Origin of the sequence: Streptomyces sp. NPDC001231 (assembly GCF_042896885.1) — a bacterium.
In the GTDB taxonomy this organism is placed as follows: domain Bacteria; phylum Actinomycetota; class Actinomycetes; order Streptomycetales; family Streptomycetaceae; genus Streptomyces.
On the sequence record NZ_JBIAXS010000045.1, the window covers coordinates 39,695 to 58,483 of the forward strand.

General features: G+C 71.4%; 22 protein-coding genes. 12 read left to right on the plus strand and 10 right to left on the minus strand.

Translation table 11 applies throughout. The features are described from left to right. Positions 1-46: 46 nt before the first annotated feature. The 4 genes from ACFY3J_RS35925 to ACFY3J_RS35940 form a co-directional block, all read right to left on the minus strand. The gene (locus tag ACFY3J_RS35925; protein WP_390842630.1) at positions 47-799 is read right to left on the minus strand and encodes a TetR family transcriptional regulator; all 753 of its coding nucleotides are present in this window, start codon (positions 797-799) and stop codon (positions 47-49) included. A gap of 9 nt (positions 800-808) precedes the next feature. Beyond that, positions 809-1,303: a thiol-disulfide oxidoreductase DCC family protein gene (locus ACFY3J_RS35930; RefSeq protein WP_390842637.1), complete on the minus strand. Its 495-nt coding sequence runs from the start codon at positions 1,301-1,303 to the stop codon at positions 809-811. Between the two features lie 5 nt (positions 1,304-1,308). Continuing rightward, positions 1,309-1,716, minus strand: coding sequence for a hypothetical protein (locus tag ACFY3J_RS35935; RefSeq protein WP_384172467.1), 408 nt, complete (start codon positions 1,714-1,716; stop codon positions 1,309-1,311). 113 nt (positions 1,717-1,829) lie between these two features. Further along, entirely contained in the window at positions 1,830-2,237 is a 408-nt protein-coding gene (locus ACFY3J_RS35940; RefSeq protein WP_384172464.1) for a VOC family protein, read from the minus strand. Between the two features lie 175 nt (positions 2,238-2,412). Between ACFY3J_RS35940 and ACFY3J_RS35945 the strand changes: the two genes are divergently transcribed. The 3 genes from ACFY3J_RS35945 to ACFY3J_RS35955 all read left to right on the plus strand — a co-directional run bounded on the left by ACFY3J_RS35945 (position 2,413) and on the right by ACFY3J_RS35955 (position 3,893). Further along, positions 2,413-2,838, plus strand: coding sequence for a TM2 domain-containing protein (locus ACFY3J_RS35945; RefSeq protein WP_384172461.1), 426 nt, complete (start codon positions 2,413-2,415; stop codon positions 2,836-2,838). Continuing rightward, complete coding sequence (locus tag ACFY3J_RS35950) at positions 2,831-3,244, plus strand: DUF2752 domain-containing protein (RefSeq protein WP_390842631.1); 414 nt, start codon at positions 2,831-2,833, stop codon at positions 3,242-3,244. The genes ACFY3J_RS35945 and ACFY3J_RS35950 overlap by 8 nt, the downstream gene beginning before the upstream one ends. Positions 3,245-3,629: 385 nt before the next feature. After that, the gene (locus ACFY3J_RS35955; protein WP_361415927.1) at positions 3,630-3,893 is read left to right on the plus strand and encodes a TM2 domain-containing protein; all 264 of its coding nucleotides are present in this window, start codon (positions 3,630-3,632) and stop codon (positions 3,891-3,893) included. A 92-nt stretch (positions 3,894-3,985) separates the two neighbouring features. Here the strand turns inward: ACFY3J_RS35955 and ACFY3J_RS35960 are convergent, their stop codons facing one another. The 5 genes from ACFY3J_RS35960 to ACFY3J_RS35980 form a co-directional block, all read right to left on the minus strand. Next, positions 3,986-4,747, minus strand: coding sequence for a succinate dehydrogenase iron-sulfur subunit (locus tag ACFY3J_RS35960; RefSeq protein WP_141359142.1), 762 nt, complete (start codon positions 4,745-4,747; stop codon positions 3,986-3,988). Continuing rightward, complete coding sequence (sdhA, locus tag ACFY3J_RS35965) at positions 4,747-6,501, minus strand: succinate dehydrogenase flavoprotein subunit (protein WP_384172454.1); 1,755 nt, start codon at positions 6,499-6,501, stop codon at positions 4,747-4,749. Before sdhA ends, ACFY3J_RS35960 begins: the two co-directional genes overlap by 1 nt. Before the next feature lie 25 nt (positions 6,502-6,526). Then, complete coding sequence (locus tag ACFY3J_RS35970; RefSeq protein WP_384172451.1) at positions 6,527-7,009, minus strand: succinate dehydrogenase hydrophobic membrane anchor subunit; 483 nt, start codon at positions 7,007-7,009, stop codon at positions 6,527-6,529. Between the two features lie 5 nt (positions 7,010-7,014). Further along, the gene (gene sdhC, locus ACFY3J_RS35975; protein ID WP_384172448.1) at positions 7,015-7,395 is read right to left on the minus strand and encodes a succinate dehydrogenase, cytochrome b556 subunit; all 381 of its coding nucleotides are present in this window, start codon (positions 7,393-7,395) and stop codon (positions 7,015-7,017) included. 148 nt (positions 7,396-7,543) lie between these two features. Beyond that, complete coding sequence (locus ACFY3J_RS35980) at positions 7,544-8,143, minus strand: 2-oxo-4-hydroxy-4-carboxy-5-ureidoimidazoline decarboxylase (RefSeq protein ID WP_384172445.1); 600 nt, start codon at positions 8,141-8,143, stop codon at positions 7,544-7,546. Between the two features lie 96 nt (positions 8,144-8,239). Here ACFY3J_RS35980 and ACFY3J_RS35985 point away from each other — a divergent pair, with 96 nt between their 5' ends. From ACFY3J_RS35985 to ACFY3J_RS36015, 7 genes are all read left to right on the plus strand, one after another. Continuing rightward, entirely contained in the window at positions 8,240-9,859 is a 1,620-nt protein-coding gene (locus ACFY3J_RS35985) for a glycoside hydrolase family 20 protein (RefSeq protein ID WP_390842632.1), read from the plus strand. A 110-nt stretch (positions 9,860-9,969) separates the two neighbouring features. After that, positions 9,970-10,749, plus strand: coding sequence for a DUF4328 domain-containing protein (locus ACFY3J_RS35990; RefSeq protein WP_384172439.1), 780 nt, complete (start codon positions 9,970-9,972; stop codon positions 10,747-10,749). A gap of 166 nt (positions 10,750-10,915) precedes the next feature. Continuing rightward, the gene (locus tag ACFY3J_RS35995) at positions 10,916-11,515 is read left to right on the plus strand and encodes a hypothetical protein (protein ID WP_384172436.1); all 600 of its coding nucleotides are present in this window, start codon (positions 10,916-10,918) and stop codon (positions 11,513-11,515) included. 165 nt (positions 11,516-11,680) lie between these two features. Beyond that, positions 11,681-12,076 (plus strand): hypothetical protein, encoded by a 396-nt coding sequence (locus tag ACFY3J_RS36000; protein WP_390842633.1) that lies wholly within the window; start codon positions 11,681-11,683, stop codon positions 12,074-12,076. 129 nt (positions 12,077-12,205) lie between these two features. After that, positions 12,206-12,805 carry an RNA polymerase sigma factor gene (locus ACFY3J_RS36005; RefSeq protein ID WP_384172430.1) on the plus strand — a complete coding sequence of 200 codons (600 nt, stop codon included), beginning with the start codon at positions 12,206-12,208 and terminating at the stop codon, positions 12,803-12,805. 328 nt (positions 12,806-13,133) lie between these two features. Next, complete coding sequence (locus ACFY3J_RS36010; RefSeq protein WP_384172428.1) at positions 13,134-13,796, plus strand: RNA polymerase sigma factor; 663 nt, start codon at positions 13,134-13,136, stop codon at positions 13,794-13,796. Beyond that, entirely contained in the window at positions 13,796-15,034 is a 1,239-nt protein-coding gene (locus ACFY3J_RS36015; RefSeq protein ID WP_390842634.1) for an extensin, read from the plus strand. Before ACFY3J_RS36010 ends, ACFY3J_RS36015 begins: the two co-directional genes overlap by 1 nt. A 260-nt stretch (positions 15,035-15,294) precedes the next feature. Here the strand turns inward: ACFY3J_RS36015 and ACFY3J_RS36020 are convergent, their stop codons facing one another. Further along, positions 15,295-16,137 carry a L,D-transpeptidase family protein gene (locus tag ACFY3J_RS36020; RefSeq protein WP_384172422.1) on the minus strand — a complete coding sequence of 281 codons (843 nt, stop codon included), beginning with the start codon at positions 16,135-16,137 and terminating at the stop codon, positions 15,295-15,297. A gap of 242 nt (positions 16,138-16,379) precedes the next feature. Between ACFY3J_RS36020 and ACFY3J_RS36025 the strand changes: the two genes are divergently transcribed. Next, positions 16,380-17,960: a methylmalonyl-CoA mutase gene (locus tag ACFY3J_RS36025; protein WP_390842635.1), complete on the plus strand. Its 1,581-nt coding sequence runs from the start codon at positions 16,380-16,382 to the stop codon at positions 17,958-17,960. 84 nt (positions 17,961-18,044) lie between these two features. Beyond that, entirely contained in the window at positions 18,045-18,698 is a 654-nt protein-coding gene (leuE, locus tag ACFY3J_RS36030; protein WP_384172416.1) for a leucine efflux protein LeuE, read from the plus strand. Positions 18,699-18,789 lie beyond the last annotated feature (91 nt).

An 18,789-nucleotide genomic window follows, 5' to 3' on the forward strand; every position in this document is an offset into this window, starting at 1 on the left:
GGCCGCCCGCCGGGTGTCCCGTTCGCGCCCGTTCACCCGAAGGTGATCACTCGGCCGCAGTGTTCCGCCCCCTGCCCGCCGGGTCCGGCAGCATTCGGGTCATCCCCGGGAGGAAGTCCGTGAACAGGTCGTGCACCTCGTGCACCAGGGGGCGCAGGACCCGGAAGCGGGCCAGGGACACCCCGCGGGCGGTGAGCCGGGCACCCCGCTCGGCCAGCCGGTAGCTGCGTTCGCGGCCCTCCGTGCGGTCGAAGATCCAGTACAGGACGAGCCCCATCTGGGAGAGCCACATCAGCTCGGGCAGCACCTCCCGCAGGTCCGCCGGGACCTTGGTCCGCGCGCCGTTCAGCACCTCCCTGTGGACGTCGATGGCCTCCGCGCGCGCGTGCTCCGAATCGGCGGAGAAGGGGCTGAGCGGGCTGTCGGGGTCGGCGGCGTTCTTGAAGAACTGCACAGCGAACTCGTGGTACGGCGTGGCGATGTCCAGCCACGCCGTCAGCACGCCCGCCAGCCGTGCCTCCAGGTCGGTCTCCCGGGCCAGGACCTCCCGGACCGCCTCCCGGTGCTCGGCGGCGATCCGGTCGTAGAAGCCCTGGATCAGGTGTTCCTTGCCCTCGAAGTAGTAGTACGCGTTGCCGACGGAGACCCCGGCCTCCTTGGCGATGGCCCGCATGGTCGTCTTGTCGTAGCCGCGCTCCTGGAACAGCCGCATGGCCGTCTCCAGGATGAGCGCGCGGGTCTGCTCGGACTTGCTGGCGGGCACGCCCCCACCGGGGCCGTCGTCGTTCTTCGTGGGCACGGACAGAGCCTAGCCAGTGGCGCAGGCGCCGCCGTCACAGCCGGGTGGGTCGTAGGTCCAGCCGTCGCGCGGGTCGTAGGACCACCCGTCCCCGCGCCGGTACGCACCCCCGCCCCACCGCCCGCCGCGCCACTTGGCGGCGGCCAGCACCGCGCCCCTGGCGAGCCGCGCGCCCGCCGGGGTGCTGAGCCGGTGGGCGAGAGGCCGGTGCTCGCGCAGCGCCCACAGGACGACGATCCAGGCGGCGGCGCCCCGGTAGACCTGCCCCGAGTCGCCGACGACCGTGACCTCGTCCAGGGTGGCGCCGTGGTCGAGGCCCGGGAAACGCCGCCCGGCCTGCTCGGAGCCGGCCGGGAGGAGTTCCAGGGGCACCAGTTGCGGCTGCCTGACGAGCCAGTCGCGCACGAACGAACACAGCGCGCACTCGGCGTCGTACAGGACGGTCAGCCCGCGGACCGGGACGCGCACGGAGGCGTCCCGGTCCCGGCCGGCGGGGGCCGGCATCGCGCTCACGCCCCGGCCGAGGGGGCGGCCCAGTCCTGCGGCGGGACCGGCGGCACCTGCTCGCGCTCCAGCACCCCGCGGCGGCGGATCCGGTTCAGCGCGTACACGTTGCCCAGATGCATCACGCCGAGCACCAGCAGCACCACGCCGAGCTTCGTCGACAGGGCCTCGAAGATGCCGCGTGTGTCGTCGATGCTCTGATCGCCGCTCAGGTACAGCGCGACGAAGCCGAGGTTGACGAGGTAGAAGCCGACCACCAGCAGGTGGTTCACGGCGTCGGCGAGCTTGTCGTCGCCGTGCAGCACGTCGGCGAGGAAGATCCGCCCGTTCCTACTGAGCGTGCGGGCCACCCAGACGGTCAGGGCGATGCTGACGAGCAGATAGATGACGTAGGCGATGACCGTGCGGTCCATGCCCCCCACCCCTTCTTTTGAACGCGTTCAAAACGCTGGCGGGAGTGACTCTAGACCTGTTTTTGAACGCGTTCAATACGAGGGGTGGGGGAGTCCGGCGGTGACGGAACGTCTCAGGGCCTGCGCCCCAGCTCCGGTCGTTTGCCGTAGTCCGTGAAGCCCAGGACGTTGCCCCACGGGTCGGCGATCTCGACGGTCCAGCCGGTCGCCACGGCGAAGGGCTCGTCGAGCAGGGCGATCCCGGCCTTCGTCAGCTCGCGCGCCGCCGCCCGCGCGTCCGGCACCTCCAGCCAGACCCGCGGCGAGGGCCACGGCGGCGGACGGTGCCCGAACTCCTCCTCGCGCAGCAGGATCCCAGGCGTCTCGCCCCCGACCTTCAGCAGTGCGATGCCGGCCTCGTCCAGACGGAACGCCATCGCGAACCCGGCCCGCTCGTAGAACCGCACGGCCTCGCCCAGATTCCCCACGGGCAGCAGGACGTTGTCGAACCCGAGCAGCTCGTACGACTCGTCATCTGACATACCATCAGATTAGGTGGGGGATCCGCCGGGGCTGGGAGGCCGAGCGCGCAGCGGGCGCGGGGTCACTCGTTCGGGCCGGGCGGCCGGGCGCCGAGCGGGACCCCCGATGTTTCGCTTCGGCCGCTCTTCCTGCAATATGACCGTCAGTTCGTCGGCAGTCGAAGAGTGGAGCCACGTGTCCGAGCAGCCGCAGCAGCCCAACCAGGCCCCGGGATACGGGTATCCCAACCAGCAGCCCGGCGGCTACCCGCCGCCCCCGGGTGGTTACCCGCCGCCCGGCGCGTACCCGCCGCCTCCCGGTGGCTACCCGCCCCCCGGTGGTTACCCGCCGCCCCCGGGGATGCAGTACGACCCCAACGCCCCCTACGGCTACGACCCCTATGGCCGCCCCTACTCCGACAAGTCGAAGATCGTCGCCGGTGTCCTCCAGCTCAGCCTGGGCACCCTCGGCATCGGCCGCTTCTACATGGGTCACGTCGGGATCGGCATCGCCCAGCTCCTCACCTGCGGAGGGTTCGGCATCTGGTCCCTGATCGACGGCATCATGCTGCTGACCGGCAACGACAACACCGACGCGCAGGGCCGGATCCTGCGTGGCTGACGCGGTGTCCGGCGCGGTGCGCGGCCGGCTGCTGCGGCATCCGGCCGCGGCTCCGCTCGCGGTGCTGTGCGCCGGGGTGGCGGGCGCCGGGTACCTCTACGTCACCGACCCGCACCAGCCCGGCCACCTCCTGCCCCAGTGCCCCTTCCGGTACGTCACCGGGCTGCTCTGCCCGGCCTGCGGCGGCACGCGCATGGTGTACGACCTGATGCACGGCCACCTCACCCAGGCCTGGCTGGACAACAGGATGCTCCTGCTCGCCGCGCCGTTCGCGCTGGCGCTGCTCGGTAAATGGGCCCTGGAGGGGCTCCGCGGACGCCGCTGGCACCCCCGGCTCAGCCCCCGCGCGCAGGCGGCGGTGCTGCTGGTGGCCGTGGCGTGGACCGTGGTCCGCAACATCGTCTAGAGGCGTCTAGAGGCGTCTAGAGGCGTCTAGAGGTCGTCCAGAGGCGGTCGGTACGGCGCCGGGAAGGCGGGAACGGCGTCGGCGAGGGCGTGCGGCGCCAACGAGCGTGTACGGCGTCGACGAGGGCGGGTGGACGGGCCGGGAGCCGGGTGCGGCGTCAAATGCCGCCAATGTGGCCGAATTTGATCACGGAACGGGAACGTTTCTTCGAACCCTCTCCCGCGCCGCCCATCCGGATCTTTATGCTCCCAACGCGCAGGGGGACGGCCGCATCCGGTCGACGCGCGTGGAACCACGCACGGATGCCGTGTGACCGGGCAGTCGGCTCCCTGGCCCTGGAGGTTCCCACTCCGGGGTTTCTCACCACTCCCCAGGAGCACCAGCCATGACTGTCCCCACCCCTGACGCGCCTTACGGCTACGACCCGCAGGGCCGCCCGTACTCCGACAAGTCGAAGATCGTCGCGGGCATCCTCCAGCTCTTCCTCGGAAGCCTGGGCATCGGCCGCTTCTACGTCGGTTCCGTGGGTGTGGGCATCGCCCAGCTGCTGACCTGCGGCGGTCTGGGCATCTGGGCCCTGATCGACGCCATCCTCTTCTTCACGAGCAACGACCGCACCGACAAGGACGGTCGCGTCCTGCGCGGCTGACCCGTCCGCGCACCCGGCGGCGGCCGGGCACAGCACGCCGAGGGCCCCGTTCCGGACGGAACGGGGCCCTCGGCGTCACGTACGGCGGAACGTCAGAAGCGGCGCGTGATCAGCGCCCGCTTCACCTCCGCGATCGCCTTCGTCACCTCGATGCCGCGCGGGCAGGCGTCGGTGCAGTTGAAGGTGGTACGGCAGCGCCAGACGCCGTCCTTGTCGTTGAGGATCTCCAGGCGCTGCTCACCGGCCTCGTCACGGCTGTCGAAGATGAACCGGTGGGCGTTGACGATGGCCGCCGGGCCGAAGTACTGGCCGTCGTTCCAGAAGACCGGGCAGGACGAGGTGCAGGCCGCGCACAGGATGCACTTCGTCGTGTCGTCGAAGCGGGCGCGGTCCTCGGCGGACTGCAGGCGCTCCCGCGTCGGCTCGTTGGTCTCCTTGGTGACCAGGAACGGCATGACGTCCCGGTACGCCTGGAAGAACGGCTCCATGTCCACGACCAGGTCCTTCAGGACCGTGAGGCCCTTGATGGGCTCGACCGTGATCGGCTTCTCGGGGTTGATGTCCTTGATCAGCGTCTTGCAGGCCAGACGGTTCTTGCCGTTGATCCGCATGGCGTCCGAGCCGCAGATGCCGTGCGCGCAGGAGCGACGGAAGGTCAGGGTGCCGTCGAGGTCCCACTTGATCTTGTGCAGGCCGTCGAGGACGCGCTCCTTGGGGTCGATCTCCAGCTGGAAGTCTTCCCAGGTCGCCTCGGCCGAGACCTCCGGGTTGAACCGGCGGACGCGGAAGGTGACGGTGATGTAGGGGGAAGCGGCGGACTCCGCCTCCACCTTGTCCAGAACGGGGGTTGCCATCAGTACTTACGCTCCATCGGCTGGTAGCGGGTCTGGACGACCGGCTTGTAGTCGAGACGGACGGTTTCGGACCCGTCGGCGCCGACCTCGCGGTACGCCATGGTGTGGCGCATGAAGTTGACGTCGTCGCGGTTGGGGTAGTCCTCGCGGTAGTGACCGCCGCGGGACTCCTTGCGGGCCAGGGCGGAGACCGCCATGACCTCGGCCAGGTCCAGCAGGTTGCCCAGCTCGATGGCCTCCAGGAGGTCCGTGTTGAACCGCTTGCCCTTGTCCTGGATCGCCACGTTCTTGTAGCGCTCCCGGAGCTCGGCGATCTTCTCGACCGCCGTCTTGATCGTCTGCTCGGTGCGGAACACCATGACGTTGGCGTCCATGGTCTCCTGCAGCTCCCGGCGGATGTTCGCCACCCGCTCGGTGCCGGTGGAGGTCCGCAGCCGCTCGATCTGCTCGACGACGAGGGACTCGGGGTCCTCCGGCAGCTCCACGAAGTCGGCCTTCTCGGCGTACTCCGCGGCGGCGATGCCGGCCCGCTTGCCGAACACGTTGATGTCCAGCAGCGAGTTGGTGCCCAGGCGGTTGGCGCCGTGCACGGACACGCAGGCGACCTCGCCGGCCGCGTACAGGCCCGGCACGACCGTGCTGTTGTCCGCGAGCACCTCGCCCTGGACGTTGGTCGGGATACCGCCCATCGCGTAGTGCGCGGTCGGCTGGATCGGGATCGGGTCGGTGTACGGCTCGATGCCCAGGTAGGTCCGCGCGAACTCGGTGATGTCCGGCAGCTTGGCGTCCAGCTGCTCCGGCGGCAGGTGGGTCAGGTCCAGGTAGACGTGGTCGCCCTCGGGACCGCAGCCGCGGCCCTCGCGGATCTCCGTGTAGATGGAGCGGGAGACGACGTCGCGGGAGGCGAGGTCCTTCATGACCGGCGCGTACTTCTCCATGAAGCGCTCGCCGTCCTTGTTGCGCAGGATGCCGCCCTCACCGCGGGCACCCTCGGTGAGCAGGATGCCCATGCGCCAGATGCCGGTCGGGTGGAACTGGAAGAACTCCATGTCCTCCAGCGGCAGCCCGCGCCGGTACACGGCCGCCTGGCCGTCACCGGTCAGCGTGTGCGCGTTGGACGTCACGCGGAAGAACTTGCCGCAGCCGCCGGAGGCGTAGATCACGGACTTCGCCTGGAAGAGGTGGATCTCGCCGGTCGCCAACTCGTACGCCACCACGCCGGCCGACTTCTTGACGCCGTCGACCTCGGTGATCAGCTGGTCCAGGACGTAGAACTCGTTGAAGAACTCCACGCCCTCCTTGACGCAGTTCTGGTACAGCGTCTGGAGGATCATGTGGCCGGTGCGGTCGGCCGCGTAGCAGGAGCGGCGGACCGGGGCCTCGCCGTGGTTGCGGGAGTGCCCGCCGAAGCGCCGCTGGTCGATCGTCCCGTTCGGCGTCCGGTTGAACGGCAGGCCCATCTTCTCCAGGTCGAGGACGGAGTCGATGGCCTCCTTCGCCAGGATCTCGGCGGCGTCCTGGTCGACCAGGTAGTCACCGCCCTTGACCGTGTCGAAGGTGTGCCACTCCCAGTTGTCCTCCTCCACGTTGGCCAGCGCGGCGGCCATGCCGCCCTGCGCGGCACCCGTGTGGGAGCGGGTGGGGTAGAGCTTGGTCAGGACCGCGGTGCGGCTGCGCTTGGTCGCCTCGATGGCGGCCCGCATACCGGCGCCACCGGCGCCGACGATGACGGTGTCGTACTTGTGGATCTTCATCAGGAAAATACCTCGGTCCCGGGGCCTAGCGGATGTTCGGGTCGAAGGTGAAGATCACCAGCGTGCCCAGCAGGATGGTCCACACCGTGGCGGTGTACAGCAGTGCCTTCAGCCACAGCCGGGTGTTGGCCCGCTCCGCGTAGTCGTTGATGACGGTACGCAGACCGTTGGCGCCGTGCAGCATCGCCAGCCACAGCATGGCGAGGTCCCAGACCTGCCACCACGGGGAGGCCCAGCGGCCCGCCACGAAGGCGAAGCCGATCTTGGAGACGCCGCCGTCCAGGACGAGCTGGATCAGCAGGTGGCCGATGACGAGGACGACCAGGACGATGCCGGACAGCCGCATGAACAGCCAGCCGTACATCTCGAAGTTGCCCCGGGTCGACTTCGGGGTCTTCCTGGTGCGCTGACGCGGGGCCTCGATGAGGGGGGCGGGGTTGTCCACGCCGTAGACGGAGCCGCCCTCGACCGGGCCGATGCCGGAAGCGGTGGTTTCAGTGGTGGACATGTGCGTCAGCTCCCGAATACTGCACGAGCGGCGTGGCCGAGGACGGGGTAGATCGCCCCGATCATGAGCAGGACCCAGACGCCGACCACGGTCCACAGCATCTGCTTCTGGTACCGCGCGCCCTTGGCCCAGAAGTCGACGGCGATGACGCGCAGGCCGTTGAGCGCGTGGAAGAGGATGGCGGCGACCAGCCCGTACTCGAGTAGGGCGACGATCGGCGTCTTGTAGGTGGCCACGACCCTGTCGTAGGCCTCGGGAGACACACGCACGAGTGCGGTGTCCAGCACATGAACGAACAGGAAGAAGAAGATGAGGACGCCGGTGACTCGGTGAGCCACCCAGGACCACATTCCTTCCCGGCCGCGGTACAGCGTTCCAGCCGGCACGGAAGAACCCTCCGGGAGCGGGGACTAGGGCCGCGCCGGCTTCACTGTCGGTCGGGCCCGGCCGGGTACGGTCCACCGGCCCCCAGTATCGTACCGAGGTGCTGGCGGGGGCCTTACGGGGGGGCCGCCCGTGTGATCGAAGTCGCCCTCAAAGGTGCACGGACGGCGCAGTGGCGGCGCCCAGAAAGCCCCGAAGTCGCCCGTTCGCCAGCCTCCGCAGCTCCTCCCGGGCGACGGCCCGCTCGTCCTCCGGATCGTTGGTCAGACGTGACCGGATCGCCGGCAGGACCCGGTCCAGGGTCTCGTCCGGGGCGGTGCCGTCCAGACAGATGACGAAGGTGTGGCCGAATCTGGCCTCGTAGGCGGCGTAGCCGGCGCTCAGGGCCGTGGAGGCGGCCGCGTACGTGTGGTCGGGCAGCTTCGGCAGGGGTTCTTCCGCCAGGGCCCCGGCGAGTTCCTCGGGGCCCAGGTCGTACGTCGCCTCGTCCGCCGCCGCGAGGAGGGACGGCAGGCCCGGATAGGGGCGGTGGGCGGCGACGCGGTGGGCCCAGCGGGGGCTGTGCAGGCAGGTCAGGAGGGTCCGGTGGACCTCGGGGGCGGGGGCGGTGTTGAAGCGCTCCAGGTTCTGCGCGGGCAGCGTGGGTCCTAGGTCGGCAGGGATGTCGGCAGGATGCCGGCAGCGTGTCGGCAGGGGGGTCGGCAGGGGAATCCGTGAGAGATGCGCCGCTACGTTATCGGGTGTGCTCATGACGTGTTCGACGGGTGCTTGAATTTCACTCGGACGGGAGAGTTTGAGAACGTGCGGTGGACACGGGCGGTCGTCATGGGCCGTTAGGTTGGCCGGGTGAGCAAGCACAGGCGCCGGGCTCCGGCACGCAAGCCGCCGCGCACGCGGGCTGTCGCCGTGGGCGGGTTCGTCACCGCTGTCGGACTGGCCATCGGACTGGCCGTGTGGTCCTTCGGGGGCGACGGGTCCCCTGCGGACGCGGCGCCGGGCGGGCCTTCCGGCTCGGGGAGTCCCGGCCCCACCCGCAGCTACCCGCTGTCGCAGGCGCCGCGGACCATCCCCGCCGTGCGCTCCCACACCGCCGCCCGCGGCCCCGGCTGGCGCCCGGAGCCAGGCGCCCGGGTCGTGGTGGACGACGCCTCCCTCGCCGACGAGGGGAAGCTGATCGCGAGTGAACTCGGTCTCACCTACTCCGGCCGGGGCGGCGACGTGCGTCCGGGGGACGTCCGGCTGGCGCTGGACGAGGGCGCGGGCCGCAACCCCGAGTCGTACACCATGACCGTGCGCGACGGCCGGGTGACCATCAGCGGGCCGGCCGACGCGGGGGTCTTCTACGGCACCCGCACCCTGAAGCAGGAGGTGCACGGCGGCGGCACGGCCCCCGAGGGGGTCGTGGAGGACGCGCCGGACAAGCCGCGGCGCGGTTTCATGCTGGACATCGCCCGCAAGCCGTACACGGCCGACTGGCTGGAGGACCGCGTACGGGAACTCGGCGACCTGAAGTTCAACGAGCTCGGCCTGCACTTCTCCGACGACCAGGGCTTCCGCATCGAGTCCGACACGCACCCGGAGGTCGTCTCCGCGGACCACCTGACCAAGGCCCAGGTGAAGCGGTTGGTCGACCTGGCCGCCGGCCGGCACATCACCGTGGTCCCCGAGATCGACTCGCCCGGCCATCTGGGCGCCGTGATCGCCGCCCACCCCGAGTTGCAATTGCGCAACGCGCAGGGCGTGGCGACACGCGGCGCCATCGACATCTCCGAGCCCCGGTCGGCCGCGATCGTCGACGACCTGCTCGACGAGTACGCGGACCTCTTTCCCGGCGGCCACTGGCACCTCGGCGGCGACGAGTACCAGGCGCTGACCGCGCGCGACCCCGAGGCGTCCTACCCGCAGCTGGCCGCCGCCGCGCGGAAGGCCTACGGCGCCGGCGGCAACGTGGCCGACCTGACGACGGGCTGGCTGAACGACCGCGCCGCCACCGTCCGCGAACACGACCGCACCCCGCGCGCCTGGAACGACGGATTCTTCCGGAGCTCGTCGGTGCCGCCCGACCGGGACATCGAGGTCGCCTACTGGACGGGCAAGGAGTACGGCGCCCGGCAGCCGCTCGAGTACCTCGGCGCCGGCCGCAAGGTGCTCAACTACAACGACGAGTTCCTCTACTACGTCCTCGGCGAGCCGCAGACCTTCGTCTACCCGACCGGCCGGCGGATCTACGAGCAGTGGACCCCGCGCGTGCTGCGCGGCACCGAGGCGGTGCCCGGCAAGTACGACGCGCAGATACTGGGCGGCTCGTTCGCCGTGTGGTGCGACCTGGCGAACTCCCAGACCCAGGACCAGGTGGCGGCCGGTATCCGGATGCCGCTGCGGGCCACCGTCCAGAAGCTGTGGGACCCGCGCGAACCGGCGATGTCCTGGGCGGAGTTCAAGGGGCTTGCCGACAAGCTGGGTTGACGCCGGATCGAGTGGACGTACGAAGGGTGGGCGCCGTAGGTTCCGGGTGCCGCGCCCGCGCTCCGGGGGAGCCGGGACGGCTCCACTACGACACCTCGGGGGGACCCACCATGATCTGCGCACGCTGTCACCACCTGGCGGCGGCACCCGGCGGCACTCTCTGCACCAGCTGCGCGGCCGTTCCGGCGCCAGCCGCCCCGCCGCCGGCCGCCCCGCCGTACGCGGGGCAGCCGCGGGCCTGGCTGCGCTCGCCGGTCGGACTCGGCCGGGCCGCCGCCGCGATGCTTCTCCTCGCCGCCGCCGCCGACCTGTTCGCCGTCTGGACGGACATCGTGATGTACGACGTCTCGGGCGACCTCGCGAACGGCTCGGTCGGCGCGGACGTGATGCGGCGGGCCGACGACGCCGACCGGCTCTACGCCGTCGCGGGCGTCACCCAGGTGGTCACGCTGCTCGCCAGTTGTGTCGTCTTCCTGTGCTGGTTCTACCGGGTGCGGGTCAACGCCGAGGTGTTCGATCCCTCCGGGCACAGCATGAAGCGCGGCTGGGCGATCGGCGCGTGGTTCACCCCGGTCGTCAACCTGTGGTTCCCACGCAGGATCGCCGTGGACATCTGGGAGGCCAGCAGCCCGGCGGACGGGCCCAGGTCGAACTGGTTGGTGAATACCTGGTGGACGCTGTGGGTCATCGGGCTGCTGGCCGGCCGGCTGGCGTCCACCCACTACAACCAGGCCGTCGCGGCCAAGGACCTGCACGAGGCCGCCGGGGAGATGATGTTCAGCGACACCCTCGACGTCGTCGCCGCCGTGTTCGCCGTTCTCGTGGTGCTCCGGCTGACCCGTATGCAGCACGAGAAGGCGTTGCGGGGACCGGCGCCGGCCGCGGCCTGACCTCGCTTCCCCCGTGCCGGCCGCCGATCTCGGTCGTTGGCCGAAACCTTCTCTTATGCCAACTTGCTCGACTCTGCGTGCGACCCGTGTGAAACTACCGGCCGATCGCACGCAGTAAGGGCAAGTGCGGGCTCCGTAGAGGTCGGCGCCCTTTGAGGAGGCGTGGATGAGCCTGGTGGAACTGATCGCGCAGGCCGACGAGCGCGGACTGGCCGCCAGCGGGCTGGCTTGTTTGGATCGGTGTGTGCCGCTGCTCGGCGGCGACGACGAGGTCCTGCGGCCGCTGTGGGGGAGCCTCGCCGAGGACTCCGCCCACTCCTCGGACGGCGACTGGGCGGAGCGGCTGGAGCAGGCACGCGGCGCGCTGGGCGAGGGGGACGCCGGGGACGAGGCCGCGCTGCTGGCCCGCCGGATGCTGGCCGCCGCGCCGGCCGCCCGGTCCACGGCCGAGGTGCGGCAGTGGGCCGACGCCTGCTCGGTCGCCTCGCTCCAGATCCACCGGCTCCTCGACCCGGCCGAGGACGCCGCCCCCGACGGCTCCCTCCCCGAGGCCCTCGACTCCGTCCGCGCCGGGGCGAACCCCGTTCCGGGCCCCGTCGAGGGCATGTCGCCGCTGGTCGCCGGCGAGCTGCGCCGGCAGATCACCGTCCTGGAACTGGTCGCCGGACACGGGCGGGCCGGACTCCGCCAGGCCCTGGAGGTCTCCACGGAGGGGCGCCGCGTCCTGCGGGCGGTGGTGTCCCGCCGGGCCCGCGGCCGGGTGTGAGCCGGGGGCCCCGGACGGGCCGGGTGCGCGGCGGAGATCTGTGCGCGTCCTGCGGGTGCGGTGCGGTGGTCCTGCGTCGGTCGTGCGCCGGTTGTGGGCAAGATCGCGATCGCGGGTGACGAACCGCGGGCGGATCGCGCTCTTCCCTATGTGACAGTCCAGCATGTGACGACTCATCAGCAGAGCAGGCCCCAGGCCGCCACCAAACCGGTGCGGTGGGCGGCGGACACCGTGACGGCGATGCGCGAGGGCGCCCGGCTGCGCCTGGACTACTCGGCGCAGAGCCTGTGGCGCGTCGACCGGACGATCGAGGAGATACGCCGCGAGGGCACTCCGCACGCGGCCGTGCGGAGCGTGCTGCGCGGCTTCGGCGCGTACGCCGGCGAGGTGATCGTCCGTCATGGCGGCCGGGCCGAGTGGTGGGCGAGCGGAGGCGAGCACTGGGTGCGCACCGCGGACGGACGGCTGTGGGACCCCATCGAGGAGGCCGGGCGGTGCTTCACGGGTCAGGGGTCGCTGCGGCTGCTGTGCCGGGACGCGATGGGGACCGAGCGGACTTGAGTCGTGGCCGTGGGGCCGCTGACGAGCTGTGACACTTCTGTGGGAGCGGACGCTGATGACCGTGGGGGCGTGGACACGGCCGGTCGGTGGTGCGCACGTCTGGGGACTCGCTACGGACGAGGACAGTTCTTGGGCCAGGGAGGGGAACCCCGCCGCGCGCAGGCGTACGACGGGGAGTTGGGTGCGGCCGTCGGGCGGGCCCAGGAAGGCGACGAGGAGTCCTTCGCCGTCGCGTACCGGTTGGTGCAGCCCGGACTGCTCGGGTACGTGCGCGGTCTCGTCGGCGACGACGCCGAGGACGTGGCGTCCGAGGCCTGGCTGGAGATCGCGCGGGACCTCGGCCGGTTCCGGGGCGACGGGGCGGGCTTTCGCGGCTGGACGGCGACCATCGCCCGGCACCGGGCGCTCGACCATCTGCGCCGGCGGCGGGTGCGGCCCCAGGCCGCCACACTGGAACAGGACGTCCTGGAGCTGCCCGGCCCGTACAGCACCCATGACCAGGCCCTGGAGTCCATGACCACCGAGCGCGCTCTCGACCTCGTCCGCCGGCTGCCCCGCGACCAGGCGGAGGCGGTACTGCTGCGGGTCGTCGTCGGCCTCGACGGCCCCGCCGCCGCGCGCGTCCTCGGCAAACGGCCGGGCGCGGTGCGCACCGCGGCCTACCGGGGGTTGAAACGGCTGGCGCGGCAGCTCGAGGAGGAGGCCCGGGACGGGGCGGGGGAGCGATGAGTACCGAGGCAACGGCCGGGGCCGCCACCCCCCACAGGAGAGGCCCCGGCCGTCGCGCGGCACGGGCCGCGCGGCCCGTACTCCTTACAGCGCCGAGAGTGCGGTTTCTGTCACACCTCACCCCGGCTCCGGTTGGTTGCACGTTGTACGGTCATGGACGGAAGGCGGTTTCAGGCCGTAACGTGCCTTTCGCGCCGAGGCGCGGCGGGCATGGCCACCGCAACGATCTGCCGCCTCGAACACCGCAACCATCAACTGAGGAACCACGACGGCCAGAGCCCGGTCCGCGACAGCGGTGCCGGTTCAGTCGCAAGGAAGGGCACCACGGGTGCTGGGGGACGACGCGGAGCTGACCGCCGCGGTGCTCGCGGCGCAGGACGGGGACGAGACCGCGTTCCGGACTGTGTACCGTGCCGTGCACCCGCGGCTGCTCGGGTACATACGCACGCTGGTCGGCGAGCCGGACGCCGAGGATGTGGCGTCCGAGGCGTGGCTCCAGATCGCCCGTGATCTGGAACGGTTCAGCGGGGACGCCGACCGGTTCCGCGGCTGGGCCGCCAGGATCGCCCGCAACCGTGCTCTGGACCACATACGCATGCGCGGCCGCCGCCCCGCGATCGGCGGCGACGAGACAGAACTGGCCGGCCGGGCCGCGGAGTCCGACACCGCGGACGAGGCCATGGAGGCCCTGGCCACCGGCAGCACCCTCTCGCTCATCGCCCAACTCCCGCAGGACCAGGCCGAGGCCGTGGTCCTGCGCGTGGTCGTGGGCCTCGACGCGAAGACCGCTGCGGAGACGCTCGGCAAGCGCCCCGGCGCCGTGCGCACCGCCGCGCACCGCGGTCTGAAACGGCTCGCGGAACTCCTCGGTGACGATCCGGAATCCCCCCACGCGCTCGACGCGCTGCCGCCTCCGCGAGAACCGCGGGGTCGCGCGGTGACGTCCGCCGGTGTGACGCATATGCGTGCCCGGACGCAGAAGGACATGTGATGGCCGAGGAGCAGCACAGGTGGCTGGACCGCGACACCGCGGAGCGTTTGCTGCGCGGGGAGCCACTGGACACCGTCGACATCACCGTCCGTCACCAGGCCGAACGGCTCGCCAAGGCGCTCGGCGCCCTGTCCGCCGAGTCGTATCCGCCGCCTCCGGCCGCCCGGGCCTTCCCGGACCCGGCCGCTTCTCCCGCCTCCGCGTACCCGGACGACTCCGCCGACGCCGCGCTGCCCGGTGAGGCCGCCGCGCTGGCCGCCTTCCGCACGGCGCGCGCTCAACGCGCCGACGAGCGCGCCGAGGAGGGGACCGACGCGCGTGGCGCGGCCCTCGGAGCGCACTCCCGTCCGCGTTCCGCGCGCTCCGGCGAGGTCGGGCTCGTCCGGATCGGCACGCACGCGCGTGGCGGTACGGGAGGGCGTGCCCGGCGTGCCGGGGCGCGGCGCCGGGGCCGGCCGGTACGTCTCGCGGTGTCGGCCGCGCTCGCCGTGGGCGCGGTCGGCGGGGTCGCGGCGGCGGCCACCACCGGCGTGCTGCCGACGCCGTTCCGCGGCGACGAGCCCGCCCCCGGCACCTCCGTCTCCGTCCCCGCGGCACCGGAACACCCGCTGGCGTCGCCCTCGCCCGGCGGCTCCACGGGCAGCGGTCCGGGCACTCCGACGTCCGGCGGCGCCACGACCGGCGCCACCGACGACGCCGGGAGTACCCCGCGCGAGGGCAGCGCCGCCCCCGGTCGTGGCGCCGCCACCGGCTCCGGTGACGAACAGGGCAATTCCGTCGACCGCTGGAACCGGCTCGTCTCGTCCTGCCGCGACCTGCGCGACGGCAAGACCCTGGAGTCCGGCCACCGGCGCGACCTGGAGGGAGTGGCCGGCGGCTCCGCGCGCGTGTGGTCGTACTGCCAGGGTGTCCTGAAGGCGGTCGACGGCCGCTCCGGTGACACGGGCGGCGACGACCAGGGCCAGAACGAAGGCGACCAGAACGGCAAGAGCGGCGGGAAGAGCAAGGGCGGCGGGAAGGGCCAGGGCGACAAGGGCGCCGAGGGCGAACAGGGCGACGACCAAGGCGACGACCAAGGCGGCGGCAGAGACGGCAGCGGCGGCGACGACCGCGGCCTCCGCAAGGGCCTCGCACCCACGGTCCTCGCTCCGCAGCTCCCGGACTCCGCCTCGGCGGTCCCGAAAGAGCCGGCCCCGCCCTCGGCGTCGTCGCCGGGGCCCACCTACAGCGCCCTGTGATTCCGCTGCAGCGACTTGTGATCCCGCGACTGTCGCTGCTCTGACCTGCGAGTTCGTTCCCCGGGAAAAATTGTCCCGGCGGGGTGTGACGTTTTCCGCGGCGGTGGCGCAGTAGTGAGTGAGCCGACTGGTCATCGGCCATCGCACAGAGCCGGGGTTCCCCCCGTACCCACGGCTCGTGCATTTCGGCGCGGGCGGGACACGTTCCCCCGGTCCCGCCCGCGCCCCCGTCCTCCTCCCTCTTCCTCTCGCCTCGCGCGTCACCAGTGCACGACGACCCGGTCGCCGACCCGCACCCGCGCGAACAGCCGTGAGACCGCCGCCTCGTCCCGTACGTTGACGCACCCGTGCGAGCCGCCCGCGTAGCCGCGCGCCGCGAAGTCGTAGGAGTAGTGCACGGCCTGGCCGCCGCTGAAGAACAGCGCGTAGGGCATGGGGGAGTCGTAGAGCGTCGACACATGGTGTCGCGACTTCCAGTAGACCTGGAAGACACCCTCGCGGGTGGGTGTGTACTCCGTGCCGAACCGCACCGCCATCGTCGAGAGCGTCCGCCCGTCCACCATCCAGCGCAGCGTCCGGCTGGTCTTGTCGATGCACAGCACCCGGCCGGTCAGGCAGCGCCCGTCCGGCGGGCCGGCCGGCTGCCCGCCCATCAGATACAGCTCCCACCGGCCCGGCTCGTGCGTCATCCGCAGCAGGCGCTGCCAGGTGACCGTGTCGGTCCGCCCCGTCCGCGGCAGCCCGCGCTTTCCCTGAAAACCCTTGACGGCCTGTTCGGTCAGGTCGTCGTAGGACCCGGTGGGCCCGTCGAACAGCCAGCCGATCTGGCGCAGCCGGGCCTGGAGCTCCCGGACGTCACGGCCGCTGTCGCCGCGGGACCACAGGACCCGGGCGGTGGTGCGGACCGGGGTCCGGGCCGGCCCCGCGTCGCCGGGGGCGCTGCTGCGGGCGCCGGGCGGCCCGGTGTCCGGGATCTCGATGTGCACCGGCGAGCGCGGCCGGCCGTCCGGGCCCGGGGACTGCACCGTGCAGCCGCACACGGCGGCCAGTGCCGTGGCCGCGGCGAAGGCGGACGCCGCTCTCCTCATGACTCCGGTACGCATGGCGCCCCTCGCTGTCTCACCGGTGTGTCCGTCGCCGGCCGTACACCGGAATGTCTCCCCAGACGTGACGGGTGGCGAACCAGGGGGCAAGGTGGGGAGACAGAGTGACCACTCGGGCTGTGAGATAGCTCCCAGCGTGGGGCACTCCACCCGGCGCACGGCCGCCGCTACAGTCCGTGGCGGGAGTCGGCTCGTACTGGCGAGTAACTGGCGAGTAACAAGGAAACGCGGAGGCACACACCATGGCGCGCGAGTCGGAGTCGGGGCTGCCCGTCGAGCCGGTATACGGGCCGGACGCCCTGAAGGGCTGGGACCCGGCCGAGAAGCTGGGCGAGCCGGGGGCCTACCCCTTCACCCGCGGTGTGTACCCCACCATGTACACGGGCCGCTCCTGGACCATGCGCCAGTACGCCGGCTTCGGCACGGCGGTGGAGTCCAACGCCCGCTACAAGCAGCTGATCGCCAACGGCACGATGGGCCTGTCCGTCGCCTTCGACCTGCCCACCCAGATGGGCCACGACTCCGACGCGCCGATCGCGCACGGCGAGGTCGGCAAGGTGGGCGTGGCCATCGACTCGATCGACGACATGCGGGTGCTGTTCGGCGGGATCCCGCTGGACAAGGTGTCGACGTCGATGACGATCAACGCCCCCGCGGCGCTCCTGCTCCTGCTGTACCAACTGGTCGCGGAGGAGCAGGGGGTCGGCGCCGACAAGCTGACGGGCACGATCCAGAACGACGTGCTGAAGGAGTACATCGCGCGCGGGACGTACATCTTCCCGCCCAAGCCGTCCCTGCGGCTGATCGCGGACATCTTCAAGTACTGCAAGGCCGAGATCCCCAAGTGGAACACCATCTCGATCTCGGGCTACCACATGGCCGAGGCGGGCGCGTCCCCCGCGCAGGAGATCGCGTTCACCCTCGCCGACGGCATCGAGTACGTCCGCACGGCGGTCGCGGCCGGCATGGACGTCGACGACTTCGCCCCGCGCCTGTCGTTCTTCTTCGTCGCCCGTACGACGATCCTGGAGGAGGTCGCCAAGTTCCGCGCGGCCCGCCGGATCTGGGCGCGTGTGATGAAGGAGGAGTTCGGCGCGAAGAACCCCAAGTCGCTGATGCTGCGCTTCCACACGCAGACGGCGGGTGTCCAGCTGACGGCGCAGCAGCCCGAGGTGAACCTGGTCCGGGTCGCCGTCCAGGGTCTGGCGGCGGTTCTGGGCGGCACCCAGTCGCTGCACACGAACTCCTTCGACGAGGCGATCGCGCTGCCCACCGACAAGAGCGCGCGCCTGGCCCTGCGCACCCAGCAGGTCCTGGCGTACGAGACGGACGTGACCGCGACGGTGGACCCGTTCGCCGGCTCCTACGTCATCGAGAGGATGACGGACGACGTCGAGGCGGCCACCGTCGCGCTGATGCGGAAGGTCGAGGACCTCGGCGGCGCGGTCTCGGCGATCGAGCACGGCTTCCAGAAGCAGGAGATCGAGCGCAGCGCCTACCGCATCGCCCAGGAGACCGACTCGGGCGAGCGGGTCGTCGTCGGCGTCAACCGCTTCGAACTCGACGAGGAGGAGCCGTACGAGCCGCTCCGCGTCGACCCCGCCATCGAGGCCCAGCAGGCCGAACGCCTGGCCAAACTGCGGGCCGAGCGCGACCAGACGGCCGTGGACACGGCCCTGTCCGCCCTGAAGAAGGCCGCGAAGGGCGAGGACAACGTCCTGTACCCGATGAAGGAGGCCCTGAAGGCCCGGGCGACGGTGGGCGAGGTGTGCAACGCGCTGCGGGAGGTGTGGGGCAACTACGTGCCGAGCGACGCGTTCTGACCGCTGACCGGCCCCTGCCCTCCGTTCGGTGAGGCCTGGAACAGGAGTGTCGCGCCCGGGTATCCGCGTGCGACACTCCTTCCCATGTTCGGCGTGATCCATCTCCCTACGTATTTGGCGGGACTTGTCCTGATCGTGCTCCTGCCCGGGCCCAACTCCCTGTATGTGCTGTCCGTCGCCGCCCGGCGGGGGGTGCGGGCCGGATACACCGCGGCCGCCGGTGTCTTCTGCGGGGACACCGTGCTGATGACGCTTTCCGCGGCCGGGGTCGCCTCGTTGCTCAAGACGAACGCCGTGTTGTTCGGGATCGTGAAGTACGCCGGGGCCGGCTATCTGACGTGGCTCGCGATCGGGATGCTGCGGGCCGCCTGGGGCATGTGGCGGACACGGCGGGTGAGGACCGTGGAGGAGGCGTCGACCGTCGCCGGCGCGACCGAGGAGCGGCCTGGTCGCCGGGCCCTCGTGATCAGTCTGTTCAACCCGAAGGCGATCCTGTTCTTCGTCGCCTTCTTCGTGCAGTTCGTCGACCCCGGGTACGCCTACCCCGCCCTCTCCTTCGTCGTCCTGGGTGTCTTCGCCCAGCTGGCGAGCTTCCTCTACCTCACCGTGCTGATATTCAGCGGTACGCGGCTCTCGGAGGCCTTCCGCCGCCGCAAGAGGCTGTCGGCGGGGGCCACCTCGGCCGCCGGCGCCCTCTTCCTCGGCTTCGCGGTGAAGCTGACCCTGGCCAGCGCCTAGTAGGGCTTGGTCAGGTCCGTATTGGTGCTGGTATGTCGCGGTGGCAGGTCGGACAGGTGCCGGTCCAGACCGCGAGTAGTGTCTGTAGCTC

Excerpts from the sequence above, each read along its gene's own strand:
- ACFY3J_RS35980 (WP_384172445.1), bottom strand. The coding sequence starts at position 8,143 with ATGAGCACACCCGATAACGTAGCGGCGCATCTCTCACGGATTCCCCTG.
- ACFY3J_RS36015 (WP_390842634.1), top strand. The coding sequence starts at position 13,796 with ATGGCCGAGGAGCAGCACAGGTGGCTGGACCGCGACACCGCGGAGCGT.
- ACFY3J_RS35990 (WP_384172439.1), top strand. The coding sequence starts at position 9,970 with ATGATCTGCGCACGCTGTCACCACCTGGCGGCGGCACCCGGCGGCACT.
- ACFY3J_RS35935 (WP_384172467.1), bottom strand. The coding sequence starts at position 1,716 with ATGGACCGCACGGTCATCGCCTACGTCATCTATCTGCTCGTCAGCATC.
- ACFY3J_RS36020 (WP_384172422.1), bottom strand. The coding sequence starts at position 16,137 with ATGCGTACCGGAGTCATGAGGAGAGCGGCGTCCGCCTTCGCCGCGGCC.
- ACFY3J_RS35995 (WP_384172436.1), top strand. The coding sequence starts at position 10,916 with ATGAGCCTGGTGGAACTGATCGCGCAGGCCGACGAGCGCGGACTGGCC.
- ACFY3J_RS35960 (WP_141359142.1), bottom strand. The coding sequence starts at position 4,747 with ATGGCAACCCCCGTTCTGGACAAGGTGGAGGCGGAGTCCGCCGCTTCC.
- sdhA (WP_384172454.1), bottom strand. The coding sequence starts at position 6,501 with ATGAAGATCCACAAGTACGACACCGTCATCGTCGGCGCCGGTGGCGCC.
- ACFY3J_RS35940 (WP_384172464.1), bottom strand. The coding sequence starts at position 2,237 with ATGTCAGATGACGAGTCGTACGAGCTGCTCGGGTTCGACAACGTCCTG.
- ACFY3J_RS36025 (WP_390842635.1), top strand. The coding sequence starts at position 16,380 with ATGGCGCGCGAGTCGGAGTCGGGGCTGCCCGTCGAGCCGGTATACGGG.
- ACFY3J_RS35930 (WP_390842637.1), bottom strand. The coding sequence starts at position 1,303 with ATGCCGGCCCCCGCCGGCCGGGACCGGGACGCCTCCGTGCGCGTCCCG.
- leuE (WP_384172416.1), top strand. The coding sequence starts at position 18,045 with ATGTTCGGCGTGATCCATCTCCCTACGTATTTGGCGGGACTTGTCCTG.
- ACFY3J_RS35970 (WP_384172451.1), bottom strand. The coding sequence starts at position 7,009 with ATGTCCACCACTGAAACCACCGCTTCCGGCATCGGCCCGGTCGAGGGC.
- ACFY3J_RS35955 (WP_361415927.1), top strand. The coding sequence starts at position 3,630 with ATGACTGTCCCCACCCCTGACGCGCCTTACGGCTACGACCCGCAGGGC.